Genomic DNA, 25,142 nt, shown 5'->3' with positions numbered 1-25,142 from the left:
CCCTCAGAATTCCTTGGTCAGAGTCGCGATGATGGAGTTTTCACGGAATTCGTTCGCAGCGCTGTCGGAATCCCGGCGCTGATGGCGGTACACCAGCCTGAAGCGAAGGTCCGGCGACAGCTCCTGCGCAAACCCGATCCGCAGGTTCCAGCGATCGTCCTCGCGGTCACTGCCCAGGAATTGCGTTCGGGTATAACCCGCGGACAGATCGAGCGTGGTGAGGGGACCGTATTGCCAATCCCAGGAGGCATTCACACCCGTACGACGGTTGTTGTCCTGGAACAGCCCCAGACCGCTGCGGGTTTCCGACTCGCGCTGGGTACGGAAGGCCGTCACGCCGAAGACACTGCGTCCGGTGTTGTAGCGCCAGGCACCACGCAAGGACTGGCTAAAGAAAAAGTCCTCGACCAGGGCCTCTTCGGTCAGGCCCGAAACCGCCAGCAAAAAGGCGATCTCGTCCAGCGTGAACTGATCGAACAAGTCATCGACCGTCGTACCCAGCTCGTCCGCCAGGGCATCGAATTGCGCACCCCGGCGCTGGCGGGTAGAACCGATGCCCTCGTTATAACTCAGGCGGTAGGTCGATCGGCGGCTGCGATGTTCCACCGAAAGCGCACGGGTCTTGCCAAAGAAGCGATCGCCGTAGCGCGCATCAATACTGGTGACACGGGTAGGCGCCCATCCGGCCCCGACTTCCCAGAAGCTGCCATCGTCATCTTCACGGGTCGTGGCAAAGTCGTTGAATTCGCGACCTGCGGTGCCGAACAGACGCAGGGAACGCCCGAAGCGATAGCCGAGGGTGGCGCTGACTTCCCCGAACTCGCCTTCCAGTCCGTCCTCGAAGTTCTCCTGCTCGTAGAATGCGGCCAACTGCCAGAAGGGGCGATTAAACGCCGCTCCGCTGTCCAGCGTATATTCGACACGGTGCGAGTCGTTGTTGGGGCGCTGGCTGCGGTGGTAGCGGATTTCATCATAGGTATAGCGAATTTGCTGATTGGCGAAGCTGCCAAAGCGCGTTCGCAATAGCGGCGAAATGCTGTAGCGCGTGGACTCCTGCAGGTTGGCGCGCGGCGTGCTCGATCCGATCCCGACGGGCCCCAGCAGGGAGGCGGCATCCTCCGTCCGACTCGCGCGCGTCTGCAGGAAGAACGTATTGGGCACGATCTCCCAATCATTACTGGCGCGCAGGAAGTGCGTCGTACGGTCCTCGCGCGAGGTGCTGACAAAGCGCCGGGCATTGAGGGAGTAATCGACCCGTGTTTCCATGCTCGGGCCCTGCTGGCGCAGCGATATACCGGGGCGCACGGAAAGAATGAGATCCGAGCTCGCCTGGCCTCGGGGTGCAAGGGTGGCGTTGTCGGTAAGCTCCGCGGAGGCAGTGACGCGCGGGGTGATCTCCCAGCCACTGGCCAGGCCGAAGTAACCGACCCGAGTCGGCTCGCTTAGCGCCGCCGGCTCGGTTGCCAGAGCAGGCTCTCGTTCCGGGGTCGATTCACTCGCCAGAGCGGGACCTGCGACCAGACTCAGCGTGGCCGCCAATGGCCAGCGCAGTCCCGGTGTCCGCTTCCGACGAAGCCCCGCCGGGTGGAACTTGTCAGGCCTTTTCACGCGCATCCCTCTCATGCTCTCGCCCCCCGTAATAATACCCGCCTGCATAGCCCAATCCGGGCATGGGGGCGGCACGATTCAACATGGAAAGCACCACATCGCAGGATTGCAGCTGCTCCATGGCACGCTCCACCGAAGCGGCGGGCGTGCTATCCGCGTCCACCACCATCACCACCTGCCCCATATGATGGGCCAGCACCCCCGGCTCGCTGGTGGCCAGCAACGGCGGGGAATCGAACAGGATCACGCGATCGTCGTAGCGCGCATACAGGTCATCGAGCAGCTGCAACATGGCATCACTGGCCAGGATTTCGGTCGACCGTCCATGCGGCCGCCCCGCCGGCAGCACACTAAGCCCGTCGATGTTGGTGCGCAGCAGGACGTCCGGGATCTCGATGTCCGGATCCGTCAGCACGTCCATCAACCCAAGATCGGCCTCGAAACCGAGGGTGCGAGGGATCGCGGGACGGGCGACATCGGCATCGACCACCAGCACCGTGCGATCCACCTCCATCGCAATGCTCAGTGCGAGGTTGGTCGTGGTGAAGGTCTTGCCCTCGTTGGGGAGCGCGCTGGTGACCATGATCATCCGGCCCTTGGGGACCTGCATGGCCGTATGCCGGCCAAACGCATTGTTCAACAGCGGCCGTTTCATCATGCGGAACTCTTCCGCCGCCGCCGAGCGATGCTCCCCGGGAACGACAATCCCCTGCTTGCGCAACCAGCCGAAATTGATCGCCACCTCCTGCGAACGGGCCGACTCGGGCTCCGGGCCCGGAGCGGCCGCCACGGGCTGTTCGACCCCGGGAGCAGGTTGCCTTGAACGATTTTTGTCGAGGGCTTTCTCGATGATACTCATGCGGCACTTCCCTTGGTTGCACGCGGCTGGCCGCTTCGGCATGCGGGGCGAGGCGTGGCGACCGACCCTGGCAGCGGAAGATGCTTGGGTGAATGCAAGCTCATCGCAGCAGCCTGATCAATTCATCCAGGATGTAGGCCGAACCCGTCAGATACAGGGCCATCACTGTGGCGAAGACGACGAGCAGACTGCCAATCCCCATCGTGAAGAACAATAGCTCGGAAAAGCGGCGGCGGGTCTGTACGGGCGTTCGCACGCGGGAGACCGTACCCAGAACCGGCCGCCCGGTGATCTCGGCCAACTGGCGGCTGTCACCGACCGTCCGCCGCATCTGCGAAAGCAGGAACGCAAAGCCGGTACCGGCACCCAGCCCCAGCAGCAACACCCCCGTGGCCAGCAAGGGCCGATCGGGCGAGGCCGGCTCCATCGGGCGACGCGGCGGCTCCAGCACGCGGAAATCCACCGAGTCGGTCTGCCTTTCGACCTCACCCGACATCACCACCTGCTCGCGACGGTTCTGAAGCTGACGGTAGGAGTCGCGCAGTACGTCGTAGTTACGCGTGAGCGCGGTCAATTCGGATTCCACCGCCGGGGCACGGTCGACATCCCGTTCCAGTGTCGCCACTCGCTCCTCGAAATCCTGGATGCGGGTCCGTAACGATGCGAGCTCGCTTTCAGTCTCGGTAATGGCGTGCTGCAAAGGGTCCGTCGTACTGGCACCCACACCCTCAAGAGCCTGCGGGTTCTCGGCAAATGCTTCGGCCTCGCGTTCGCGCCGTTCTTCCAGCTCACCGAGGATGCGCCGCGCCGAGACAACATCCGGGTGGTCGTCGGTAAACTGTTGGCGCATGGTGTCGATCCGTTCCTGCAGGTCGTTGATCCGCCGATCCAGCTCCGGGTTCTGGTAACGGGCGACAGCCTCCGGCCCCGAAGCCTCTGCCGCGCGCCGCTCCAAGATCTGCAAACGGCTCAGGGCTTCGCGCTCCTGCAGCTGCGTCTGGCTCAGGCGCTCTCGCGCACGCTCCAGCCGACTGTAGAAATTCCCGTCACCACTAAGGAAACGCGCGTTGTCACGCTTGAATTGCTCGATTTTGGCTTCCTGCTCCTGCAGCTGGCTTTCGTACCCTTCCATCTGACGCTCAATGAACTGCTGCGAGGTGGTGATGTCCAGGCGGGAATCGCCCATTCCGCGCTCCATGAACAGGTTCACGGTCTCGCGCACTACATGGTGTGCGACGTCCGGATTGTGGTGACGGAAACTGATGCGGTAGATATTGTTCCGCTGCCCACCCGCAAGGTTGAGCCCGGCGCGAAGTTTCTCTACGTGCTCATCCAGATCGGAGATGCCCGTAAGCACGTCCAGGTCACTGTCACGCGCGATCTGTTCCAGGTTGTCGCGACTGAGCAGGGTGCTGGTGATCATGCGAAGACTTTGTTCGGTATCTGGCCGCACCGTCATCCCGCGCAGGAGCGGGTCGAGCACCGACTGAGTATTCACAAACACCCGGGATTCGGACTCGTACACATCCGGCAAACTGTGCACGTAGGCCCAGCCGCCCAGGCAGACCAGCCATGCGACCGGCAGAATCCACCAGCGCCGGCGCCAGGTCGCGCGCGCATGCTGCAGAAGGTCTTGAACGATCTTTTCCATACTGCCCGAAGTTCCCGCTAACCGCGCTTATGCGGCATTAATGCTCCAGCCCCGGCGTCCAAAGGCCGCCGGGAACCGGCCGTTCGTCAGTTTCGCACCCTATCGTAAGACGGTGCCACAACGATGTGGCCCATTGAAAAGCGTTTCCATGATTCTGTCCACAAATGTCGGGAATGTTTACAGACTGACCGTTAGTTGTGCGTGTCCCGGGAGACGCCCCGTCGCCATGAGCCGGCCCGAAAAAACGGATCGAATGCAGACGCCTGCGCTCGAACCAGTCTTGCGTGCGGTCGAATACGCGGTGACTGCCGCGCGGCGGCCCCGCACCCAACGCGCCGCATGGAAGCGCCCGAAAGAAACCAGAACCATCTGAATTGTCAATATATTAAAGGATTTCGAACCACCCCGCCGGATGCGATACCGCCAGGCTTGCGGGCAAAGCCACTACCCGTTGCGCAACACCCCCGACCTCGAAAAGCCTTCAGCCTCAACGTGAGTACAGGCGTTGATCATCGCTGCCCTTCGGCAGAGACTTGTTCTGCATGGCCCGGATATTGCTTCGAATATCAAGCGTCAAAATCCGTTTAAAGGGGGAGTGAGCAAGGCATGAACCACAACGAACTCGCCCAGGAACTCGCGGAGTTCTGGCTGCCAACCCTGGTCGACCGCGACTGGGAAGGGCGGCTGGAAGTCCTGAACGAGATCCATGCCCAGCTCTACCAGGACCTGCCAACCCAGGAAGAATACGATTCGATCGCCTCGCGTTTCGTCGCAGCGGTGATCGAACACCTGGGGACGCCCCCCATTTGCGACAAGGCCCAGGCCCAGATCTACGCTACATCCGCCGAACAGGGACACTGGAGCGCAGCCTTCGCCTGGCAGTATGCTCGGCAAGGCGATACTGCTTCCTCCCCGCAGGACTCGGTTGGCAAGAACGAACGTCGCCGCTGGCCTCGCCAGTGGGTGGACAAACTGACCCAGGCCTGGGTCGAGGACGCGACGATCCGCTGCCGACTGATCGATCTGTCCAAAGGCGGGGCCCGCATCGCAACATTGGGCGGAGCCAACCCTCCTGCGCCTGGATCGGCCATTCACATCTGCGTGCCGGAAGATCAGATTCGCGAAGCCGTCGTGGTGTTCAGCAAGCACGATCGCGCTGGCCTGCAATTCGCGGGCACTTCCTGAAGATAACGGTGATTTCTCCGCATTTTCTCCGGTACCGCGACCTGCCGCGGGAATCGACCCGCAATATCACGACCGACGGCGCGCAGCGCCCGGTTTCGGAAATCTCGCGCTACCGGAGTGAGCGGCTCGGTTAATCAGGGCCTCGCCGGAGGGCTGACCAGCCGACCCGCGCAACCCCGTTCGCTTTACCCCGGAAAGGAAGCGGGCCGCGCCGCACGCGGGCCCGCCAGAGGGTTTGGCTGACCAGCCTTCCGCCTGTCAGTCGAGTTCCGCTCGCAACGCGGAGGCATCCTCACGCTCGGCAAAGCTGTCACCCGCGCTCAGGACCGCATCGAGGACGTCGCGGGCGGCCTCCTCGTCACCGGTGGCGACTAGCGCCCGGGCGAGGTTATAGCCAATACCGGGCGTGGTCGCAGCATCGCTGTAGGCGCTTTCCAGTACGTCACGGGCAGCCTCCGGGTCGTCACTGTAAAGAAGCACGACACCCAGCGTGTCGAGGATCGCCGGCTCTTCGGGGGCCAGGTCCCGCGCGCGCTCGGCATAACCCAGCGCCTCTTCAGTTTCTTCCTTGCGCAACAGCCAGGCGAGGTTGTTCAGCGCGACCACGTCCTCCGACTGTTGCGCCAGGATGGCGCGATACGTCTCCCGTGCCGCATCCTCCCGGTCAAGCCCCAGCTGGGCGGACCCGAGCAGATGACGAACGCCGAGATCTTGCGGATTGTCATCGAGCCATTGTTCGAGGTCGCGGAGTGCTTCGTCCCCCAGCCCGGCCTGCAGACGCGACTGGTGGCGCTCGACGACCCATTGGCGCGAGCTTTCCTGTTCCAGCGCCTCGGTGTAACGCGCCACGGCGGCCGCGTGCTCGTCCTCACGGGCAAGCAGCCAGGCATCGCGAGCGATCACGCCGGGCTCCTCGCCGTGCGTGTCCAGCAGGGGGGCGAACACCTCCCGCGCCGCATCGACTTCACCTGCAGCCGCCAGATGATGGGTCAGCGCATGACGCGCGGTCACATGCGAACTGTCCAGCTCCAGGACCCGCCGCAAGGCAGCAGTCGAACCGGGCTCATCGCCGGTTGCTGCACGCACACGCGCCAGCGCAAACTGTACATCTGCATCGTCCGGGCTCACATCCGCCAGCCGCTCCAGGGGTGGAAGGGCCTCGGCGTGCTGGCCCAGCGCCTCGTGCACATGGGCGATGGTCGAGAGGAGCTCGGGCTGCTCCGGATGGTTTTCCAGCGCCTCCTCCAGAAGCGCGAGCACCACGGGAGCACGATCCTCGGTCAGAGGCAGGCGCGTCAGCATCAACGCGGGCTCGACCTCCTCCGGATGGTGCTGCATCGCACCCTCGAGCCAGCGCAGGGCCGCCTCGTGATCGCCATCGGCCGTAGCCATGCTTGCCAGCTGCATCGCCGAAGCCGCGTGTCCGGGCGACATCTCCTGCAGATCCTCGAACACTTCGCGGGCGGCGTCGAGGTTGCCCAGACGCACTTCCAGCGCACCGAGATTCATGGCGATGGAGACACTCTCCGGATTGGCCTGAGCCCCCTCCTGAAAGGCCAGACGGCCTTCTTCAATTCGGTTGAGCCCCAGCAAGGCGGCGCCCTTGATGTTGTAGCCCTGCACGTTCTGGCGATCATCGGCAATCATCGCCCGCGCCACTTCAAGCGCCTCTGCGTAGCGACTGTTGGCGATATGACTCATGGCCCAGGCGACCTGATCCTGCTCCGGCTCTGCGGCCATCAGCTCATGCGCCTCGTCCTCCTCGCCGCGCTCCAGCAGCGCCCGTGCCAGCATGCGACGCATGGTCGGTGAACCCTGCCCCTCGTTGTGCGCAGTACGCAGGAACTCGACACCCCGATCCGGGTTCTCGGACTCAAGATAAAGACCCGCCAGCATGTCGCCTAGCGCCGGCGTCATTTCCGGGTGGCGCTCGAGCGCCTGTTCGAGACGGCTGCGCGCGGCCTCCGGATCACCCCGTTGCATTTCCAGGCGCCCCCAGAGCCGGTACGTCATGGCCGTATCCGGGCCGGAGGCGGAGTGGCGCTCGAGATGGTGCTCGGCCTGCGCGAGATTGCCATTGTGCAGCAGGATCGCAGCGAGGTAAGGCATGGCAGGCCGGTAATTGCGGCTGCGGGACAATGCCTCCTCGAAGTAAGGCTGCGCCTCCGACAGCTCCTCCTGCTGGAAATGCACCAGCCCCCGGAGGAAGTGGCCACCAGGATGATCCGGCGCCCCCTGGCGCAGGAACTGCGCATCGGCCGCTGCCTCTTCATAGCGGCCTTGTTCCAGATGGGTCAGCCCACGCTTGAGACGCTCGGCAATCTGGTACGGACGCCGCTCAAGCGCCCGATCATAGGCATCCAGGGCCGCGTCCGGGTCACCGCCCCGGTGCGCCAGGTCGCCAACCAGGGCCCAGGCGGGCGCGAGGTCGCCATCCCGTTCGAGCGCGCGACCCGCGGCATCGCTAGCCGCGTCGATGTCCGCATCGTCGAGCGCCAGGTAGGCCTCCCCAAGGTGAAGCAAGGCGAGCTCCGGATCACGATCGCGGGCAGCCTGCAGCGCCTCCCGCGCCTCTTCCATCTGGCCCAAACGGATATGCGCGATCGCCTGATGCCCGAAGACCTCGGCTGCCTTCTTCGCCTCCAGACCTTCGGGGTGCGGCAACTCCGCAAGATCGGCGAAGCGATCGAGCTGAAACAGGGCGTGCGACAACGGCAGCAGCAGATCTTGCGACTCGGAGGCGCTGAATGCGCGCTCCAGGTGCGAGGCCGCAGCATCATACTGACCATCGGCCAAATAGGCCTGCCCCAGGGCGGCACGGGTACTGGTGCGACTCTCCAGACGCAGGGCATTGCGGTATTCAATAATGGCCGCTGCGTAATCGGCACTTTCCATACGCTGCTCGGCGCGCTCGAGGTACTCCGCCTCGCTGGCACTGCCGAAGCTGTCGCACCCGCTGGCCATCAGAAGCGCGAGCACCGCGAATACAGTCAATCCAAAGCGGGGGATGGCGCCGCCAGTCATCTGTTTCAGGATCTTGCCGGTCATCTTGCGTCCCTCAATCCGAGTTTGTCGAGCAGACTGTATAACGTTGGCCGCGTCACGCCGAGGAGATCGGCAGCCTGAGCGATGTTCTGGTTACAACGTGCCATGGCGCGCAGAATCGCCTCGCGTTCGGCATTGTCGCGAATCTCGCGCAGACGCGGGGATGGCGCCTCTTCGCTCAGGTGGTCAAGCCCCAGGTCGCGCGAGGTGATCAGCGGCCCGTCTCCCATGATCACGGCCCGGCGCACCACGTTTTCCATCTCGCGCACGTTGCCGGGCCAGTTGTAGCGTTCAATGGCGTCGGTCGCGTCACGCGTGAAGCCGCGATAGGATTTCTTCTGCTCGCGCGAGAAACGGTCCAGGAGCGCGTGCGCAATCAGACTCGCGTCACCCTGGCGCTCCTTGAGCTCGGGGATCGAAATACTGATCTCGCTGATTCGATAGAAAAGGTCTTCGCGGAAGCTGCCCTCGCGGATCAGGGCCTCCAGATTCTGGTTGGTCGCCCCGATAATACGCACATTGACCGGAATCTCCGCGCGCCCGCCCAGGCGCTCAACCTTGCGCTCCTGCAGAAACCGCAACAACTTGGCCTGCAGGCTCTGCGGGAGATCCCCAATCTCGTCCAGAAACAGCGTCCCGTTGTTGGCGTGTTCGATCTTGCCAATGGTCTGACGAGTCGCGCCCGTAAAGGCACCCTTCTCGTAGCCGAACAGCTCGCTCTCCAGCAGGTTTTCGGGGATCGCCGCACAATTGATCGCCACGAAACGCTCCCCTGCACGATCACTCAGATCGTGCAGGGCCCGCGCCAGCACCTCTTTGCCAGTACCACTGCTGCCAAGCAGCAGCACCGTGGCATCCGAGGGCGCGACACGTTCCACCATGCGGCAGACTTCGAGCATGCCGGGGTCCGCGGTGATCAGACCGGACAGCGGGCTTTGGGAATTCCGCGCCAGCGCCCGATTTTCCGCTTCCAGCTCGTAAAGCTGTGACGCACGATCCACGATCAGCCGCAGGAGGTCGGACTCCACCGGCTTGATGTAGAAGTCATAAGCACCCAGCGACACCGCTTTCAGGGCGTTCGCACGATCATCGTTGCCCGTCACAACCACCACTTTCGTCGCGGGCGCCTCGGCCAGGATCTCTTCCAGCAGCTGCAGCCCCTCGGAGGCATTGGCCGGGTCCGGGGGCAGCCCCAGGTCCAGCGTGACCACTCCGGGCTCATGCCGGCGCACCTGGGTCATGGCACCCGCGCGGTCGCTCGCCTCAAGGACTTCATAGCCATCGAAGCACCACCGAAGCTGGCTACGCAGGCCATCGTCATCTTCCACAATCAGCAACTTCGGCAACGAACTCACAACGCCTCCACCATCATGTTGGGGATACTGACCCATCCACGCCCGCGAGCGGTAGACGCAGAGTGAACAATGTCCCGACGCCCGGCGTGCTTTCCACGTCAATCCGGCCGCCCATCGCCATGATGCGCTCGCGCGCCTCGTACAGACCAATCCCCATCCCTGCATTCCCCTTGGTCGTCTGGAAGGGCCGAAACAGGCGGTTCTTCATGAACTCGGAATCCATACCATGCCCGTTATCCTGAACCAGAACCATCGCCCAGGATCCCTCCGGATACAACGTCAGCGTGATGGAGCCGTGATCGTCGGTCGCCTCCTGGGCATTCCGGACCAGGTGCAACAGCACATTGCGAAGGCCATCGCTGTCGACCTGCACCATGAGCACTTCCGGCGCATCCAGTTGCGGGACGGGCAACAGATCCCCGCTTGAGCGGATGACTTCCTGCAACAGGGCCACCAGATCCACCGCACGCGGCACCACCAACGGTGCCGGCCGCGCCTGACGCAACTGCAACTGGGTGCGCTCCAGCCGCTCGCGCGCATTGGCCACGGTCCGGAACGCATCGCGGACAAACTCCGGATTATCCGCGTGACGCTCCGCATTGGAACACACCAGCGAAAGCTGAGCCGAGACGTTCTTCAGGTCGTGCACCAGGAATGCCGCCAGCCGGTGGAACGCCTCGAACTGCCGCGCCTCCAGCAACGCCGCGTCGGTCTGAACCAGGGCCACATACACCGCAAGCTGACGGCCGGCCGTTTTCAGAAGATCGCGCTCCTCCCATTCGATCTTGCGCGGTGCCCGCGGGCGCGCGAGGACGACAAACCCCTGCAAAAAATCGCCTTTCAACAGCGGCACAACCGTCCAGTGGCGCGGGTTATCCACGAGCCAGTCCGGCCACTGCGGCTGCTGATAAACCTCCGGCTGGCGCCGGTACTCGTCCAGGTCGATGACCCAGCCAGTACGCGCCAGAAACTCAACCAGATCGCTTTCCGGCGGCTCGGGGGCATAGTCCGGGTCGCCCAGGTTCAGCACGCCATCGAGACGATACGAACCATCCCGGTCGCGCACCCAGAGCAGCCCTCCGGGGCTTTCGACCAGCTCGCCAATCGCCAGGATTGCACGCTGGCGCAGCGGCAGCTCACCGTCTTCTGCCGAGAGCGTCCCGGTAAACCGCAACCATTCCTGACGGTAATCGAACGAGTACCGAAAGAAATGCTTGGAAAGAAAAACCCGCAGCCGCGCACGAAAGCTGCCCGACGTCACAATCACCGCCAGCAGGACCACGGCACCGAACAGGAAGGTGACCTGCAGCAAGGGCCCCAGCTCGCCGCCCACGTGGCGGAGGTAATACCCGGCAGCGCCCACCGCCAGCAAATAGAACCCGGCCCCGGTGAGCGCCGCCGTGTGAAAGAGCAACTGACGCGAGACGGTGGGCGCTTCACGCTGGAGCGGTCGACGCGCCAGAGAGACCGCGATCAAGGGCACTACGATCGCATTGACGAGTCCGCGCGCCTGCCAGGCCGGCCCATCGACCGCCTGAAAGAGCACCAGATCCGCGAACAGGAACAGGTCAAAGGCGAACACGGCCCCGAGCCCGAGCGCCAGGAACTTGATCTCCCAGCGCCGCTGCGGCGGCGTATTGCGATATGCCTGCTCGACCAGCACAAGGCCCAGCACGGCCATGGCCAGCACCGCAACAGCGGGCCATGCCCCCAGAATCGGTGCCGCCGGCACGGCCAGCAACACCAGCGCCAACGCGAGAAAGACCATGATCGAGACGGTCACGGTCCGCAACGGCCCGAACAGGCGACCGGCCTCATCAAAACGCCCGGTCAGCATGGCCAGCAGAAGCGCAAACCAGCCAGCATTGCGCAGGACTTCGAATGGGCCGCCGCTCAGGGGGGTCAACGGCGAATCCAGCGCCACTACCCCTAGGTAAAGGGCCCACACCACAGAAAGCAGCGAGGCCCCCGCCACCCAGAAGCTGCCGGGCCGCTTCCGCCACGGGACCAGGGCCAGAGCCGCCAGCACCACAAAGGCCGCGGCGGCGATGAAATAGTTAACGGCCGTCAGGTCCTGCAACGCGTTATCGGGCGCCACGACCAAACAGCACGACCTTGACGGTCTCCAGCAGGATCAACATGTCCAGAAAGAGGGTGTGATTCTTCACATAGTACAAGTCGTACTGCAGCTTCTGGCGCGCGTCCTCGACCGAGGCCCCGTACGGGTAGCGAACCTGGGCCCACCCGGTAATGCCCGGGCGGATCGTGTGCCGAGCAGGGAAATACGGGATCTCTTCAGAGAGCTGCTGAACGAAGACCGGGCGCTCGGGGCGCGGCCCGACGAACGACATACTGCCCTGAAAGACATTGATTACCTGCGGCAACTCGTCAATCCGCAACTTGCGGATGATGCGCCCGACGCGCGTCACCCGATCGTCATTGCGCACCGCCCAGCGGGCAACACCGTCGACCTCGGCATCCTCGCGCATACTCCGGAACTTGCAGACATCGAAGGACTCGTTGGCCAGCCCCACACGGGTCTGCCAGTAGAAAACCGGGCCGCGGCTCTCGAGCTTGATCGCCAGGGCCGTGACCAGCATCACGGGCAAGGTCACCAGCAGCAGGCTCGAACTGGCGACCACATCGAACGTTCGCTTCACCGCCTGGCGCATCCAGTGCTGGCGAAACCCTTCGCCGAAAACCAGCCAGCTCGCATTCATCGAATCGAGCTGTACTTTCTGCTGTTCGCGTTCGAAAAACGTGGAGAGTTCCGTGACAGCGACGCCATGCAGCTTGCAATCCAGCAACTGCTGGATCGGCAGGTTGCCGCGCCGATCGCGCACCGCGACGACCACCTCGTGGGCCCGGTATTCGCGGACCATATCGAGCAAACGCGTGCCCTGTTCCAGCTGGAGCGGGCACGGGAGCTCGTCCGGACAGTCCTTTTCCCCGGCAGTCGCCACGTAGCCGAGAATCCGGTAGGGCAATTCCTCGGGCCGTTTGTCGGGATGGATGGTCTCGATCGCACAGGCACGACTACCGGTACCCAGCACCAGAATGCGGCGCTTGAACGCATCCGCCTCGAGAAAAGTGCGCCACAGGGATCGCTCCGCCACCAGCCCCACCACCAGAGCCAGCACGCCACCCCCGACGGCCGGGGCGGTAAACACCGATGTGGGGACCAGGGTGACATAAAGCAGAAGAAGCGCCCCCACCACCACAAGGGCCGGAATCATGCGAAACAGGAAACCGCCGGTGCCGCGCGTCGCCAGATAATCGGCTTCATAGAGGCCGGCCAGCATCAAGGAGGCCAGCACCACGACGGTCGCAGCCAGCAGCTCGGGGTTCAGAACGTGCAGGGCCTCGGGCTGGAACGGAGGCAGGGTAAGAACCAGATAGAGGCAAAGATAGGCGAGCGCGAGCTCCACAAGCGCCAGCATCAACACCCGCCGCCGTACATAGTGGCCAAAGATCCGCATCACTATTGGCCCCGCAAAGGCAACAGCCGGTGTCCGCCATCAGACTGGCGGACACCGGCTGTCCGGGACGCGTCAAACGGCCCCGCCAGCGCCTCCGGATGCCCGCCCACCGCCTCTACGATGGATGACGACATCGCACGGGCCGGATCAGAAGCGGCGTTCGGGAATGATCAGCGTGTCGCCGGGCAGCATGTCCACATTGGCCGAGATATCGCCGCCATTGATCAGGTCATCCAGGCGAACGCGATACTGCTGCCGTTCACCGTCTTCATTGCGAATGATGACCGCGCGATTGCCTGCGGCGAAGTCCGTAATGCCGCCGACCGCGATCATCACGTCCATCACGCTCATTTCTTCGCGGTATTGCAGGGCCTGCGGTTCCGCGGCCTGCCCGATCACCCGGACCTGACGGCTGTACGGCCCGGCGAAGCTGGTCACCATCACAGTGACGACCGGATCTCGCAGGAAGTGAGAAAGCTCTTCCTCCATGACGCGGGCGAGTTCCGTGGGCGTCCGACCACTGGCCTGGACATCTTCTACCAAAGGCGTGGTGATCTGGCCATCCGGCCGCACCGCCACACCGGTGGACAAATCCGGATTGCCGCGCACCGACACCTGGAGCGAGTCGCCCGGGCCGATCACGTACTGTTCAAGGACCGTGCGCTCAACGGTAGATGGCGCATCCGGGTGATCCACGGTAGCGCAACCAACCAGCAGCAGGGCGGGTACAAGGACAGCCAGACCGAGTCCGGTTTTCGGAGCGTGCAACAGGGACATTGCGGTTCCCCCTGGGAAGTCTGATCTTTGAAATATGATCGTTGTTGTTGATGTCAGCCGACCGGAAAGCGGAACGAGTACTGCGCGCATCGGCGCAGCGGGTCCTGGAGCGTCTCGCTCACAGCCACCGTATCCCGCGATCAGGTTGAGATGGTAGGCCCGCACGGTGAACGGCGTCCACGCATCCCCAGTTGGCCTCGGGCTGGCGGACTAACGTCTGCGTTACGCAATCCGTACGCGTATCTTGCCCGAACCGCCACACTGACACCAGACAAAGCCACACCGACGCCGCATCCCGTTGGAATCTTTCCCCCTTCATTCTCTTGCCGGCTGGGCACTTCCCCCGGCCGGCCCTTTGCTGGTCCTTCTTGCGGGGCTCGCACTGATGCGCTTCAGAGTGGGCCGCTGGCTGGCCTTTAGCGGCGCGCTGCTCCTCTATGCCTTCTCCACCCCCCTGGCAAGCCACGCCCTCATTGCCCCCCTGCAGAACCCGTATCACCCCCCGGACGCACCGGCACTGGAGGCGGCTGAAGCGATCGTGGTTCTGGGCGCGGGCTACCGCAGCGGCGCCGTGGAGTTCGCCGGAGAAACGGTCAACGACCTCGCGCTTGTACGCCTCCGTTACGCCGCAGCCCTGCACCGACGCACCGGTTTGCCCGTCATCGCGACAGGCGGCGCTGCAGGCGACCGCGAACCCGAGGCACGCTGGATGGCCGAAGCACTCACAGAATGGGGCGTCACGGAAATCCTGCAGGAAAACAGGGCACGGGACACCCGCGAGAATGCACGGTACTCCGCCGAGCTCCTGCGCGAACGGGGTGCACGGAACGTTCTGCTGGTCACGCACGCGCACCACCTGCCGCGCGCAAGCGCCGCATTCGAACACTACGGGGTCGAGGTCATCCCCGCCCCCACGGGGGCGTTTGTGCCATCGACGACGGGCCTCTCAATCGGCATGCTGAAGCCCCGGGCCAACGCCATGCGCACCAGCTGGCTCGCCATGCACGAATATCTCGGTATTCTGTGGTATCACTGGCAACACAACCGCGGAGTGGAACCCCGGGGAAGCGCCGGTTAATCGGCTCATCCCTGCGGCAAATAGCGCTGCCGCCGGGATCGACCACCATTACGAGGCCGATCCCGCAGCAAGCCGCAAACCGCAGCACCACAGGCACCGTAAAGAGTCAGGATGGCCTTACACAGCCGCCGCCCCGGGGAAACAGCAACCCATCAGCGCTCCCCCGGAGCCTGTAACGCAACATTAACCCGAACCCATACGAACCGTTTCCAGGACGAACACATGAAACTGCTGGTCACAGGCGGCGCCGGCTACATTGGCAGCCACGTTACGCAACACCTGCGCAAGGCCGGGCACGAGGTCACCGTGTACGACAACCTGAGCACTGGCCACGCCTGGGCAGTGGGCGACAGCGAACTGGTGGTGGGCGATCTCGCCGATACCGAACGCCTGGGCGCCGTGCTCGAGCGCGGATTCGACGGCGTGCTCCACTTTGCCGCGCACATCGTCGTGCCCGAATCCGTCACCAACCCGCTCAAGTACTACGGCAACAACACCCGCAACACCCTCAACCTGTTGCAGGCCTGCGCCGCCAACGACGTACGCCGCTTCGTGTTTTCCTCCACCGCCGCCGTTTACGGCATCCCTGACCGGGCCAGCGTCGCCGAGGATGCCCCACTGCAGCCGATCAACCCCTACGGCGCCTCCAAGATGATGTCGGAACGCATGCTGGCCGACCTCGGCGCCGCCTCCAACCTGCGCTATGTCAGCCTGCGCTACTTCAACGTGGCCGGCGCAGACCCGCAGGGCCAGCTCGGCCAGGCCACGCCCGACGCCACCCACCTGATCAAGGTCGCCTGCCAGGCCGCGACCGGCCAGCGCGACGGCATCGCCGTATTCGGCACCGACTACGCCACCCGCGACGGCACCTGCGAGCGCGACTACATCCACGTGGAAGACCTCGCCAGCGCCCACGTCCGCGCCCTGGAGCACCTCGACCGCGGCGGCGAATCGCAAATCCTCAACTGCGGCTACGGCCACGCCTACAGCGTGCTCGAGGTCATCGACGCCGTGAAACGCGCCAGCGGGGTGGACTTCCCCGTCACCCTCGGCCCACGGCGCGCAGGCGACCCACCCGCCCTGATGGCGGACGCCGGGCGCATCCGCGAGGCCCTTGCCTGGGAACCGCAATACGCCGACCTGGACCAGATCGTCCGCCACGCCCTCGCCTGGGAGCAGAAAACCGCGCTGCAGTCGGCCTGATCCGCGCCTCCCGGTACGAACAGCCCGCATGTTTCATGGATCCGCCCAACGGCCGCACAGGACCGGACACCAGCGAGGGCATGCGCAAATATTCGGGTTCGATCGCCGCCGCCATCACCACGTGAACCGGCCCCTCCTCACAGCCGATGTTCTCGGGATCGGCATAGAACCATCGTCGTCGATCGTCCTTCAACGACTCTGTGAGAGGCTAGGCAAACAAACGAACACCGGGGGATTCCGTCAGTCTGCGCGCGGGGCATCCGGTCCGAGGCGGTTACTGATGTATTCGAACCGGAGCTGCTCTGTCGTCCGGAGGTCATGGAGGGTGAAGGCCTCTTCCGACAAGGCCTCGCATTCGCCCGGGACCAGATTTTCTGTGCCCTCAAGACGCTGGCGGAGTCCGTCCGCAAGCGTTTCCGCCACCTCGCTTGCTCCGGGGGCATCGACCGAAAACACGACGTAGAGATCGATTTCGTACGGGTCACCGGGAGCCAGTTCTTCTCGCGGATCGTAGTTTATCCATATCCCAATGATCTCCTCGCCCTTCTTTCGAAGCTTGCTACGGAGGTGATCCCAGAGGCCGGCGAGGCGTTCTCCAAGCGCATCGGGTAGCGCGTGGCGACGGTAACGCGCGGCCAGCCAGTCCTGCAGCGCGTGGTGTTGTTGCGGGTCGACCTGGTCACCGGAGAGCGCGCCCGCCGGGAGGGCTTCTTTACGGATGGTCAACTTGTCGCGGGACAGCAGGCGGAACCAGCCAACTCCGCTGCCTTCCTGATCGACCAGTCGAAGATGGAGCTCCCGCGGGTTCCGGCCGTTCTGATTGCTGCCGTCGGGGTGTTCGAGTGGTTCAGCGGGTATCACTTCGACCGCGGGCTCCCGGTCGGGCGCGCTGGCGAGGTCGCAGTCGTGAGAAATAACGACGGCACGTTCACAGTCCGTGCCTTTCGCAGACTCGCCCAGCTCCTGCGCAAGCACGACCGTGCCCTGGCGCCAGCCTGTCCTGCCGTCCCAGGCGTCTCTCACTGCCTTTCACCTCCCTATCCGGTCGGGCGAGCGTATTCCGCTGCCACATCCTCGGCAGGGCGTGCTGCTCCACCCCGGGGCTTTGCGCGCTGTGTCTCCTCGTAACGGGAAAGATCAGCCAGAGCCTGCAGGTGCTCCTCACCGATCTCCTGTCCTGCCTGCAACCGTTCGAGCAGGCTGGTTCCGTCCAGAGCCGGTCGGCGCACCAGACGTGCCGGACGGGAAAGCGAATACTGCTGTGCCAGGCTGGCCAGTTGTTCCATCTCCCGCAGGCGGGGCCAAAGCTCAGCGCGGGGTTCGGTTTCACCTTTCATCCAGGCGTAGATCGTGGGTCGCGAGACATCGAATACCCGAGCAAGGTCGGTGATCGACAATCCCAGCGATTCGCGCAACGCGGCGAGGACCCGGGGAGCGTCCGGCGCTTCGTTCGCAATGGCGTCGGCCACTCCCTGCGGCGCCCAGCACTCGATGGCCTCGTCGTAGACCCAGTTGCCCTTGTGGATCAGATAATGGGCATCGGCGTCACCGCCCGTGCCCGGCATTGCATATCCCGAGGGAGAAAAGGCCGTAATGGAAACGGCGAGAGCCGCCGTGCGCCAAACCCCGGGACCGGTTTTCTCTTCGCACTCGGTCATCGTTATCTCACTCATAAACGCCCCAAATGGACCGGGCCTTGTCGGTGGTCATTTCCCGGAACATCTGTCCGATCGTGTCGTGGCCATCCCGCAGCACCTCGCTCAGACGCTGGTTATCAAGCGGAATGTGTGGCTGCGGGAAGCCCCTGTAGACATCGTTGTCCAGCATGATCACCGTGTGGTCATGGATCCGGAAACGCGCCTGCGCCTCCAGCATGACCGGCTGGAGATCCGGTGGCCATACGACGCCACGCGGCGACACCAGAGCACGGCTGACCACGGTCGTTTTATCCTGCTCGAACACCGTCTCGGAAAAGCTGTGCCGCAGGCCAGCACCCTGCGAGGCCGACAGACCCAGCAGCCGCTCGGGAACCAGCTCATCCAGCCCCGAGCCACCCATTGATGCCGGGTCGACCACGTTCAGGTAGCGCAGCCCGACTCGGCTGATGAACTGCAGCTCGACCGTCTCATGAAGCCGTTCCATTCCCCGCAGCATGGAGCCTAGTAACTCCTTGAAACCGCGGTAACCCGTGGTGTGGAAGACCAGGCTGTCCGGCTGAAGGATGAAGCCTTCGCTGGCCTCCGCATTGCTGAATACCCAGCGTTCCCGCTCCAAAGAACGAACCGCGGGCTCCTGTCCCTCGACCTGCTTGACCTCGAAGCTCTGAGACTTCTGCGGCACAAATTCGGGCCACCCTTCGCGACGCAACGCGTCCTGCAGCCGCGGTACGTACTCGGCCATTCCGGGAACGGGATTGAAACGCACCTGTGCCAGGGCATAGCACAACGGCATGCTGGCAGACGGGTGACTCATGGGATGGTTCCTCTTGCGGGGTGACACTTTACATCGAACTTTACACTCTGCCAGTTGAGTTTGTCAGCAACCCCGGATGCTATAGTTCTCCTGTACTCAGGGGACGGCCAGAGCATGGAAACCGCGGGTTACGCCAACATCCCGAAGGTCGAAAAGGCGCAGTCGCCCCGCGAGCGAGTGACCGGGCTGGCGCATGACGCCGCCGCCATCGTGCGCGAGGAATTCGGCGACGATGCCCGGGTAATCTGGTTCGGCTCCTGGCCGCGTGGCACGGCGCGCTGGAACTCCGACATCGACCTGGCGATCGTGCCGGCCCGGCACGTTTCCGTCAGCGACTGGGGCCGGCTGCGCGGCCGCATCGAGGACCTGCGGACGCTCTACACCTTCGATCTGGTCGATCTGACCGAGGCCAGCGACGAACTGCGCCGCGACGTCGAAGACCACGGACAGGCCCTCTGAGCAAAGCGGCCGAACAGTAATGCCCGGCTTTCCATCAGCTGAAAAAAGCGGTCGGCACCTGAACCGCCGCTGAGCGCTACAGGACCGTGCGGCGGGCGAGGTGCAGGAGGCGGGCGGGCAGTTCGTAATCCAGCTCCCAGACGATGCTCATCGGCTTGCTGCCTTCATGGCGCTGGTAGCGCACGGGGCCGCAGAAGGTGAACGGCTGGCTCAGGCCGGTGGCGTCGCGCTTGGCCGGGCGTATGAACAGCATGGGGGTGTAGCCGAGCTGTTCGTGGTGGATGTAGCGCTGCCCGGTCTCCGAGGTGGGTGAGGTGCCGGATTGGGACTGCCAGTGGAACCGCCGTTCGTTGAGGGCATAGTCCTCGTACATGGTGGTGGGCGAGAACTCCTGCTCGGATTTCTCCAGGGTTACGAACAGCGCATCCACTCGCCGTTCCGGCACATGCCGCACACCCTCCTGCTGAGTAATCGGCTTCTCCAGGCTCCCGAGCCCCAGCGCCAGCAGGATCTGCTCGCGGGTGTAGGACGCATGCAGCTCCAGCGGCCCGGTCTGGTCCGGGAAGGTGATGCCGCTGGCCGGCACCATGCGCTCGCGCCGCCATTCGGCGACCTCCTGGAGATCCCGGTAAAGCGGGCGTTGTTCGCGGACGAAGCGGTCCACCGACGAGAGGTCGCCGTTCCCCGGGCGCGTCTTGCCCCATAGCGTGCTGTGGATCAGGGCCAGCCGGAGCCGTTCTTCCTCGCTGAGCTCATCCACGTTCACCGCGGATTCCGCCAGATGGCTTTGCAGGGTTTCCAGCAACCGTTGATCATCACAGCGGACCAGGCGTTGCAGCCCACGCTTGAGGCCGTTGGCATACGGCTGCAGCGCCTCGGCCGACTCCCCGCCACAGTCCGCGCGCAGCCGTGACGGCAGATCCTTGCGCAGCAGGTCTTCGGCATCGTCCATATGCAGGCAGTCCAGCATCTGGGGCAGGCTGGCGGCGTCGATGTCCTCCTGGAAACAGCCCTTCAGCTCGCGCACGATCTGCGGTCGCTGGCGGTTGATCTGCGCGCGGATGTTGTCGAGGACCCGCTGGGTGGCCAACCGGTCGAGGTGGATCAGGCAGCCACTGGGTAGCCAGGGGAAGCCCTCTTGGATCTGGTGATCCACCCGCTTCTCCGGCCGCGCGCTGAGCGCCCGGAACCGAGCGGCGTAGCGAAAGCGCCGATCCTGCGGCGCCACGAAATCCAGCACCGTGAGGTGCGGCTTGCCTTCATGCAGCCGCAGCCCGCGACCCAGCTGCTGCAGGTAGACCGTCAGGCTCTCGGTCGGGCGCAGCAGCAACAGGGTGTCCACCTCCGGCAGGTCCACGCCCTCGTTGTAGAGGTCCACGGTAAAGATGAAGCGGATGCGCCCCTCGCGCAGGTCGCGCTGCACCGATTCCCGCTCGTGGTCCGGGCTCTCGCCGGTCAGTACCGCGCTGGGCACCTGCTTGGCCGAAAAATGCTCCGCCATGAACCGCGCATGGTCGCAGCTGATGCAAAACCCCAGGCCCCGAACCGAGCTCAGGTCGGTCGCATGTTCATGGGCCTGCCGCAATACCCAGTCGGCCCGCGCCTGGTTACCGGTGAACACGCCTTCGAGTTCCTGGGCGTCATAGCCCCCGCGCTGCCAGCTCACCCGCCTCAGGTCCACGGATTCGTGGTCGGCCACGCCGAAGTAATGGAACGGCACCAGCAGGCGCCGTTCGATCGCGTCCGGCAGGCGGATCTCGTGGGTGTAACGCTGGCCGAAGTGCTGGCGGATGTCGTCGGCATCCGTGCGCTCCGGGGTCGCCGTCAGGCCCAGCAGACATTGGGGCCGCACATGGTCCAGGATGCGCTGGTAGCTCCCCGCGGTACTGTGGTGCGCCTCATCCAGCACCACGTAATCGAAATGCGCCGGGTCGAGGCGATCGAGGTCTCGGGCATTCCAGCTCGCTACCGTGCAGAACAGATGGCGGTCCTGACTCGGGCGTGCCCCGCCCACCAGCACGTCGCCAAACTCGTTGTCCTGCAGCACCTGACGGAAACTGGCCATCGCCTGACGCAGGATCTCCTCGCGGTGGGCGATGAACAGCAGCGACGGGCGCCCCTTATCCGCCTGCTCGCGTGCAAACCGGCGATAGTCGAACGCGGCGATCATGGTCTTGCCGGTCCCGGTGGCGGCGATCACCAGATGGCGGTCGATCCCTGAACGGCGCTCGCGCTGGATATCCTCCAGGATCTCCTGCTGGAAGGCATACGGCCGCAGATCGAAGAACGTGGTGGCGTCTTTCTGCGCGGCTGGCCCTGCGCTGGATTCCGATTCCAGCGCCTGTTGGAGGCGGGGTAGGTCATCCGTGGTGAGCGGTTCGAACTCCGCCGGGTCTGCCCAGTGCGCCTCGAACGAGGCCTCGATCTGGCGCCACATGTGCGGCAGCTCGTATTCGCTGACCTTGGCCGTCCACTCCAGCCCCTCATCCATCGCCACGCGCGAGACATTCGCCGAGCCGATGTAGGCACTGCCAAATCCCGTGCTCCGATGGAACAGGTAGGCCTTGGCGTGTAGGCGCGTGCGGTGCGTGTCGTACGAAACCCGAATCTCGGTGTTCGGCAGGCCCAGCAGAAACTCGATCGCCTTCAGATCCGTGGCCCCAAGGTACGAGGTCGTCGCGATCCGCAGCCTGGGCGAGCCATCCGCCGTCGGCGTCTCGGTAAAGCGCTTCAGCGTCTCGCGCAGAGCGCGAATCCCGCTCCACTTGATGAACGACACCAGCCAATCGGCCTGCTCCGCACTGGCCAGTTCCTTCTCGATCTGCGTGACCAGACTCGGCGTGCGATCGGACCCCGTGAGCAGGCTGGACAGGGCCAACGGTATATCCGGCCGCGGTGTCTCCTGCTGCCCCACCTGTTCGGCAGCCGAGGAACACACCTCCAACAACTGCCGAAACGGCGGCTGCGGCAGGTCTTCCTCGATGCCCGACAGCGGATGCTCGGCCGCCGCCAGCGCATCCGCCAAGATCTGCACAGCCCGAGTCCAGTCCTCATGCCCCTTCTCGCGGAGCTCCCCCGCCCGCTCCGCCAGCCGCTGGGCCAGTTCGGCTGCCAGAGTCATCGCCAGGTCGTCGCCCTCCAGCCCCTGGCTCCAGCGGGCGTGGTCCTCCAGCCCCAGGGCTTCCAGCGCCTGCCGTACCCGCGGCGTATCCAGCCGTTCATGCAGGCCGACCCATTCGCCCCCGGGCAGGGATTTGGCGGCGTTATCCCGGCTCATTCGGACCGTGCAGCAATAAAGGCTTCGAGCAACGGGATGTCCGCAGGCGCCAACTCGAGCCCGCGCGCCTCGGCTGGTGACACCCAGCACCAGCGATCGTGCACCGTCAGCACCGGGCTCTCGTCTTCCGTCCAGGCCTGCAGCGCCACCAACTCAAGGCTCCCATGACCCGGAATCGGCGTGCGCCCGATTTCTTCCCCCACCCGGAGCTCCATCGCCAGCTCTTCCCGGAATTCGCGACACAACGCAGCCTCCAGGCTCTCACCCGGCTCCGCCTTGCCCCCGGGAAATTCCCAATACCCCGCCAGCGCCTGATCGACCCCGCGACGCGCCAGAAAGATCCGCCCCTGGGCGTCCTCAAGAATCCCGCAGACCACCGCCGCCTGATTCGCTGTTATGAGCGTTTCCAACACGGCTCTCCATTTAGCCTGGTCGGATCGTACCAGGGAACGCCGCCACAGCTCCCGCCGGAAGCACGTTTGTCCGGCCACGCGTGGTTGCTCCTCCCGTCACGCCACACTGCGACAACGGTGATATACCGATTCTGTATAGCACCGCGCTCTGTCGCGCCCGCGCCCCCGCTTCCCATGTCTCGCCCCGAATCAGTCCACCTGCACGCCTTTAACGTCGGCCCCTGCGGTCTCCCCTATCTTGGCCTGGTGAGCCGCTGTAAGAACCTGAACAAGAGCCGAAAAGTGCTCGTCCCGGCGCGTTAGGCGCCCCGCTGCTCGACGCGACGCCCACTACCATGATAAAAGCATGGTTTACCGATGGTAGTGTGCCGCCGAGAGGAGAACGCCGGGATGATATGCAGAATCTGTATATCACCAATATGACAGATTCTGTCTAATCTACTGTTGGCCAGACAAGGAGTAGTGCGTGCTTGTAGAAAGTGCTTTTTCAATATTGCCTGAGTCGGTAGCTGGGTTTGGCTTTCAGAAAGTGCGGCGAGAGGCGAATGCTGTAAGCTGTTTCTCATTTTCACTTCTGAATGCACTTCATGCGAAAAACATTCTTGACCCAATTCAGCGCATTCAATTGGAGCACGCTTATTCGACTCAAAAGGTACCATTGCCATCAGGTGGGAATAATCGTCACTGCGATATTTTCTTGGATTATGGGGGATCAAAAATAGGCACAAAGTTATTGGCTAACTACGGATGGCGTTACAGGAACTACGTAGAGGCCAAATTCCTAAAGTGCTACAAGAAGACTAATTCAGGACAAGATACGCGCGCCTCTAGCAACTCTGCAGAATTGATGGCTGATTTGCTCAGGCTTGTGGTTCTGGTGCCAGAGCCGGAGGTGTTAGTAGGGAAGCAAAATCCAAAGACCTCATCTGCCCGTTATCTTCTCGTTATTGCAGATAATCCGCCCGAAATTTTTGTAAACAAATATCTAACGTCACTACATTCGGTATTTGAGAAGCCGGCCAAGATGGCGCGAATTACCGTTGATTTGTCATCAGGGAAAGCCGCCGGTGCATTCGCGGAGAAAGTTGGCACTGGTTTTAGTGGATTGACTTTGGACATTACCTCTGCAACCTGTTTCGCGCATTATCCGCTAGACCCGTCTGGGAGTTCTATGCTTTGGATGTTGCTAATTCGCATTGATGCGGCCCGCATCTCGGGCACTTTCAATGGTGTGCCCTCCGGGTTTGCAATAGATAGTGACCGTAGCGTGACGGAAGATAGCGCCGGGGACTACATGAGAATCCGTGACTTTGTTGCAATAAATATCAAATGATGGCCAACAAGGCCATCCAGTCGACGCTCGTACCTCGCGCGACTGATGGCAAACGTTATGCGTCAGAGTACAACGGATCACAAGAACGGGGAGCCCAGATATGACAGCTGAAGTAGCCATTGCAAATGCCTCGGCAATAGCACTCGCGGCAGACAGCGCGGTCACTATCGGGGACCAGAAAATTTACAACTCAGCTCTGAAGCTATTTTCTCTTTCGAAGGTCGCTCCGGTAGGCGTGATGGTGTACGGAAACGCCGATCTAATGGACGTTCCTTGGGAAACTCTAATCAAGACGTATCGAAAGAATCTCGGTGGGACAACTCACGAGACGCTGGAAAAATACGCGGAAGAGTTCCTTGAATATCTGAACGACAATCCTGCGCTTTTTCCGCCTGAATCCAAAAAACGATGGTTGTTGGGTAACGTAACAGGTTACTTCCAAATGCTTCGAAATGAATTCTTTGAAGAACTTCATCCGATTCTAGAAGCAAATGGCCAAATCGAAGCCGCCGAGGTACAGCAGGCCCTCTCTAAGGTAGTTGGCGATCATCACACATCGCTTCGTTCTGAAGCCTATGCTGAGGGAATGACGGACGCATTCGCGAAACAGCTACGTAGCACATATCTCGAGGATTTTAAAAAGATCCCGGAACCTGTCAACCTGTTTCGGACGCCTCACACGGAGGATAATGTATTTTCCGTCCTCGCCCTGGCTGCGCCCATGGTCGGGAAATTCACGACCATGGACTCGCCGGCATCCGCCTCTTCGGGTGACACCGGGTTGATGGTCACCACCTCCGGCGGTCGGGCGGCGACGGGTGCCCCTTTGACGAAGCGCTCGGGGTGATTGCGGTACTGGGCATCGAGCACCTGCTGTCGCTGCGTACGGATGGCCTCAAAGCGTCCCGTAAAGACCTGCTCCGGGGTGTAGCCGCCGAGCCCGCTGTG

At 63.3% G+C, this 25,142-nt stretch carries 19 protein-coding genes; 6 read left to right on the top strand and 13 right to left on the bottom strand.

Annotation, left to right across the window (positions count from 1 at the left end):
• Window positions 1-3: 3 nt before the first annotated feature.
• The 3 genes from G332_RS0104345 to G332_RS0104335 form a co-directional block, all read right to left on the bottom strand.
• On the bottom strand, window positions 4-1,467 hold the full coding sequence (locus G332_RS0104345) for a TIGR03016 family PEP-CTERM system-associated outer membrane protein (protein ID WP_051080532.1): 1,464 nt from the start codon (window positions 1,465-1,467) through the stop codon (window positions 4-6).
• 127 nt (window positions 1,468-1,594) lie between these two features.
• Window positions 1,595-2,467, bottom strand: coding sequence for an XrtA-associated tyrosine autokinase (locus G332_RS0104340; protein ID WP_019625772.1), 873 nt, complete (start codon window positions 2,465-2,467; stop codon window positions 1,595-1,597).
• Window positions 2,468-2,567: 100 nt separating this feature from the next.
• Window positions 2,568-4,118: an XrtA system polysaccharide chain length determinant gene (locus G332_RS0104335; protein ID WP_019625771.1), complete on the bottom strand. Its 1,551-nt coding sequence runs from the start codon at window positions 4,116-4,118 to the stop codon at window positions 2,568-2,570.
• A 606-nt stretch (window positions 4,119-4,724) separates the two neighbouring features.
• On the opposite strand from G332_RS0104335, the gene G332_RS0104330 reads away from it, so the two are divergent.
• A complete protein-coding gene (locus tag G332_RS0104330) occupies window positions 4,725-5,303 on the top strand; it encodes a PilZ domain-containing protein (protein ID WP_019625770.1) in 579 nt (192 codons plus the stop codon).
• A 258-nt stretch (window positions 5,304-5,561) separates the two neighbouring features.
• Here the strand turns inward: G332_RS0104330 and prsT are convergent, their stop codons facing one another.
• From prsT to G332_RS0104305, 5 genes are all read right to left on the bottom strand, one after another.
• On the bottom strand, window positions 5,562-8,351 hold the full coding sequence (gene prsT, locus G332_RS0104325) for an XrtA/PEP-CTERM system TPR-repeat protein PrsT (protein WP_019625769.1): 2,790 nt from the start codon (window positions 8,349-8,351) through the stop codon (window positions 5,562-5,564).
• Window positions 8,348-9,694, bottom strand: coding sequence for a PEP-CTERM-box response regulator transcription factor (gene prsR / locus G332_RS0104320; RefSeq protein ID WP_026340589.1), 1,347 nt, complete (start codon window positions 9,692-9,694; stop codon window positions 8,348-8,350). The genes prsT and prsR overlap by 4 nt, the downstream gene beginning before the upstream one ends.
• A 22-nt stretch (window positions 9,695-9,716) precedes the next feature.
• A complete protein-coding gene (gene prsK / locus G332_RS0104315; protein WP_019625767.1) occupies window positions 9,717-11,801 on the bottom strand; it encodes an XrtA/PEP-CTERM system histidine kinase PrsK in 2,085 nt (694 codons plus the stop codon).
• Window positions 11,788-13,182 carry a TIGR03013 family XrtA/PEP-CTERM system glycosyltransferase gene (locus G332_RS0104310; RefSeq protein ID WP_019625766.1) on the bottom strand — a complete coding sequence of 465 codons (1,395 nt, stop codon included), beginning with the start codon at window positions 13,180-13,182 and terminating at the stop codon, window positions 11,788-11,790. The genes prsK and G332_RS0104310 overlap by 14 nt, the downstream gene beginning before the upstream one ends.
• 147 nt (window positions 13,183-13,329) lie before the next feature.
• Complete coding sequence (locus G332_RS0104305) at window positions 13,330-13,959, bottom strand: XrtA/PEP-CTERM system exopolysaccharide export protein (protein ID WP_019625765.1); 630 nt, start codon at window positions 13,957-13,959, stop codon at window positions 13,330-13,332.
• Between the two features lie 298 nt (window positions 13,960-14,257).
• On the opposite strand from G332_RS0104305, the gene G332_RS0104300 reads away from it, so the two are divergent.
• Window positions 14,258-15,037: a YdcF family protein gene (locus tag G332_RS0104300; RefSeq protein ID WP_038059510.1), complete on the top strand. Its 780-nt coding sequence runs from the start codon at window positions 14,258-14,260 to the stop codon at window positions 15,035-15,037.
• A 222-nt stretch (window positions 15,038-15,259) separates the two neighbouring features.
• Window positions 15,260-16,240, top strand: coding sequence for a UDP-glucose 4-epimerase GalE (gene galE / locus G332_RS0104295; protein WP_019625763.1), 981 nt, complete (start codon window positions 15,260-15,262; stop codon window positions 16,238-16,240).
• Between the two features lie 240 nt (window positions 16,241-16,480).
• On the opposite strand, the gene G332_RS0104285 is transcribed toward galE, so the two are convergent.
• From G332_RS0104285 to G332_RS0104275, 3 genes are all read right to left on the bottom strand, one after another.
• Window positions 16,481-17,263 (bottom strand): hypothetical protein, encoded by a 783-nt coding sequence (locus G332_RS0104285; protein WP_019625761.1) that lies wholly within the window; start codon window positions 17,261-17,263, stop codon window positions 16,481-16,483.
• A 14-nt stretch (window positions 17,264-17,277) separates the two neighbouring features.
• Window positions 17,278-17,805, bottom strand: coding sequence for a helix-turn-helix transcriptional regulator (locus tag G332_RS0104280; RefSeq protein WP_019625760.1), 528 nt, complete (start codon window positions 17,803-17,805; stop codon window positions 17,278-17,280).
• A gap of 100 nt (window positions 17,806-17,905) precedes the next feature.
• The gene (locus G332_RS0104275; protein ID WP_081619749.1) at window positions 17,906-18,712 is read right to left on the bottom strand and encodes a TIGR04255 family protein; all 807 of its coding nucleotides are present in this window, start codon (window positions 18,710-18,712) and stop codon (window positions 17,906-17,908) included.
• Window positions 18,713-18,826: 114 nt separating this feature from the next.
• On the opposite strand from G332_RS0104275, the gene G332_RS0104270 reads away from it, so the two are divergent.
• Window positions 18,827-19,171: a nucleotidyltransferase family protein gene (locus G332_RS0104270; protein ID WP_019625758.1), complete on the top strand. Its 345-nt coding sequence runs from the start codon at window positions 18,827-18,829 to the stop codon at window positions 19,169-19,171.
• A 76-nt stretch (window positions 19,172-19,247) separates the two neighbouring features.
• On the opposite strand, the gene G332_RS0104265 is transcribed toward G332_RS0104270, so the two are convergent.
• The gene (locus G332_RS0104265; protein ID WP_019625757.1) at window positions 19,248-22,448 is read right to left on the bottom strand and encodes a DEAD/DEAH box helicase; all 3,201 of its coding nucleotides are present in this window, start codon (window positions 22,446-22,448) and stop codon (window positions 19,248-19,250) included.
• The gene (locus G332_RS0104260) at window positions 22,445-22,858 is read right to left on the bottom strand and encodes a (deoxy)nucleoside triphosphate pyrophosphohydrolase (protein WP_019625756.1); all 414 of its coding nucleotides are present in this window, start codon (window positions 22,856-22,858) and stop codon (window positions 22,445-22,447) included. Before G332_RS0104260 ends, G332_RS0104265 begins: the two co-directional genes overlap by 4 nt.
• A gap of 469 nt (window positions 22,859-23,327) precedes the next feature.
• Here G332_RS0104260 and G332_RS13455 point away from each other — a divergent pair, with 469 nt between their 5' ends.
• The gene (locus G332_RS13455) at window positions 23,328-24,194 is read left to right on the top strand and encodes a hypothetical protein (RefSeq protein ID WP_156000749.1); all 867 of its coding nucleotides are present in this window, start codon (window positions 23,328-23,330) and stop codon (window positions 24,192-24,194) included.
• Between the two features lie 100 nt (window positions 24,195-24,294).
• Entirely contained in the window at window positions 24,295-25,041 is a 747-nt protein-coding gene (locus tag G332_RS13450) for a hypothetical protein (RefSeq protein WP_156000747.1), read from the top strand.
• The last annotated feature ends 101 nt before the right edge of the window (window positions 25,042-25,142 follow it).

The organism is Thioalkalivibrio sp. ALJT (genome assembly GCF_000381825.1).
Lineage (GTDB): Bacteria > Pseudomonadota > Gammaproteobacteria > Ectothiorhodospirales > Ectothiorhodospiraceae > Thioalkalivibrio.
This window is presented reverse-complemented; position numbering and strand designations above follow the sequence as displayed.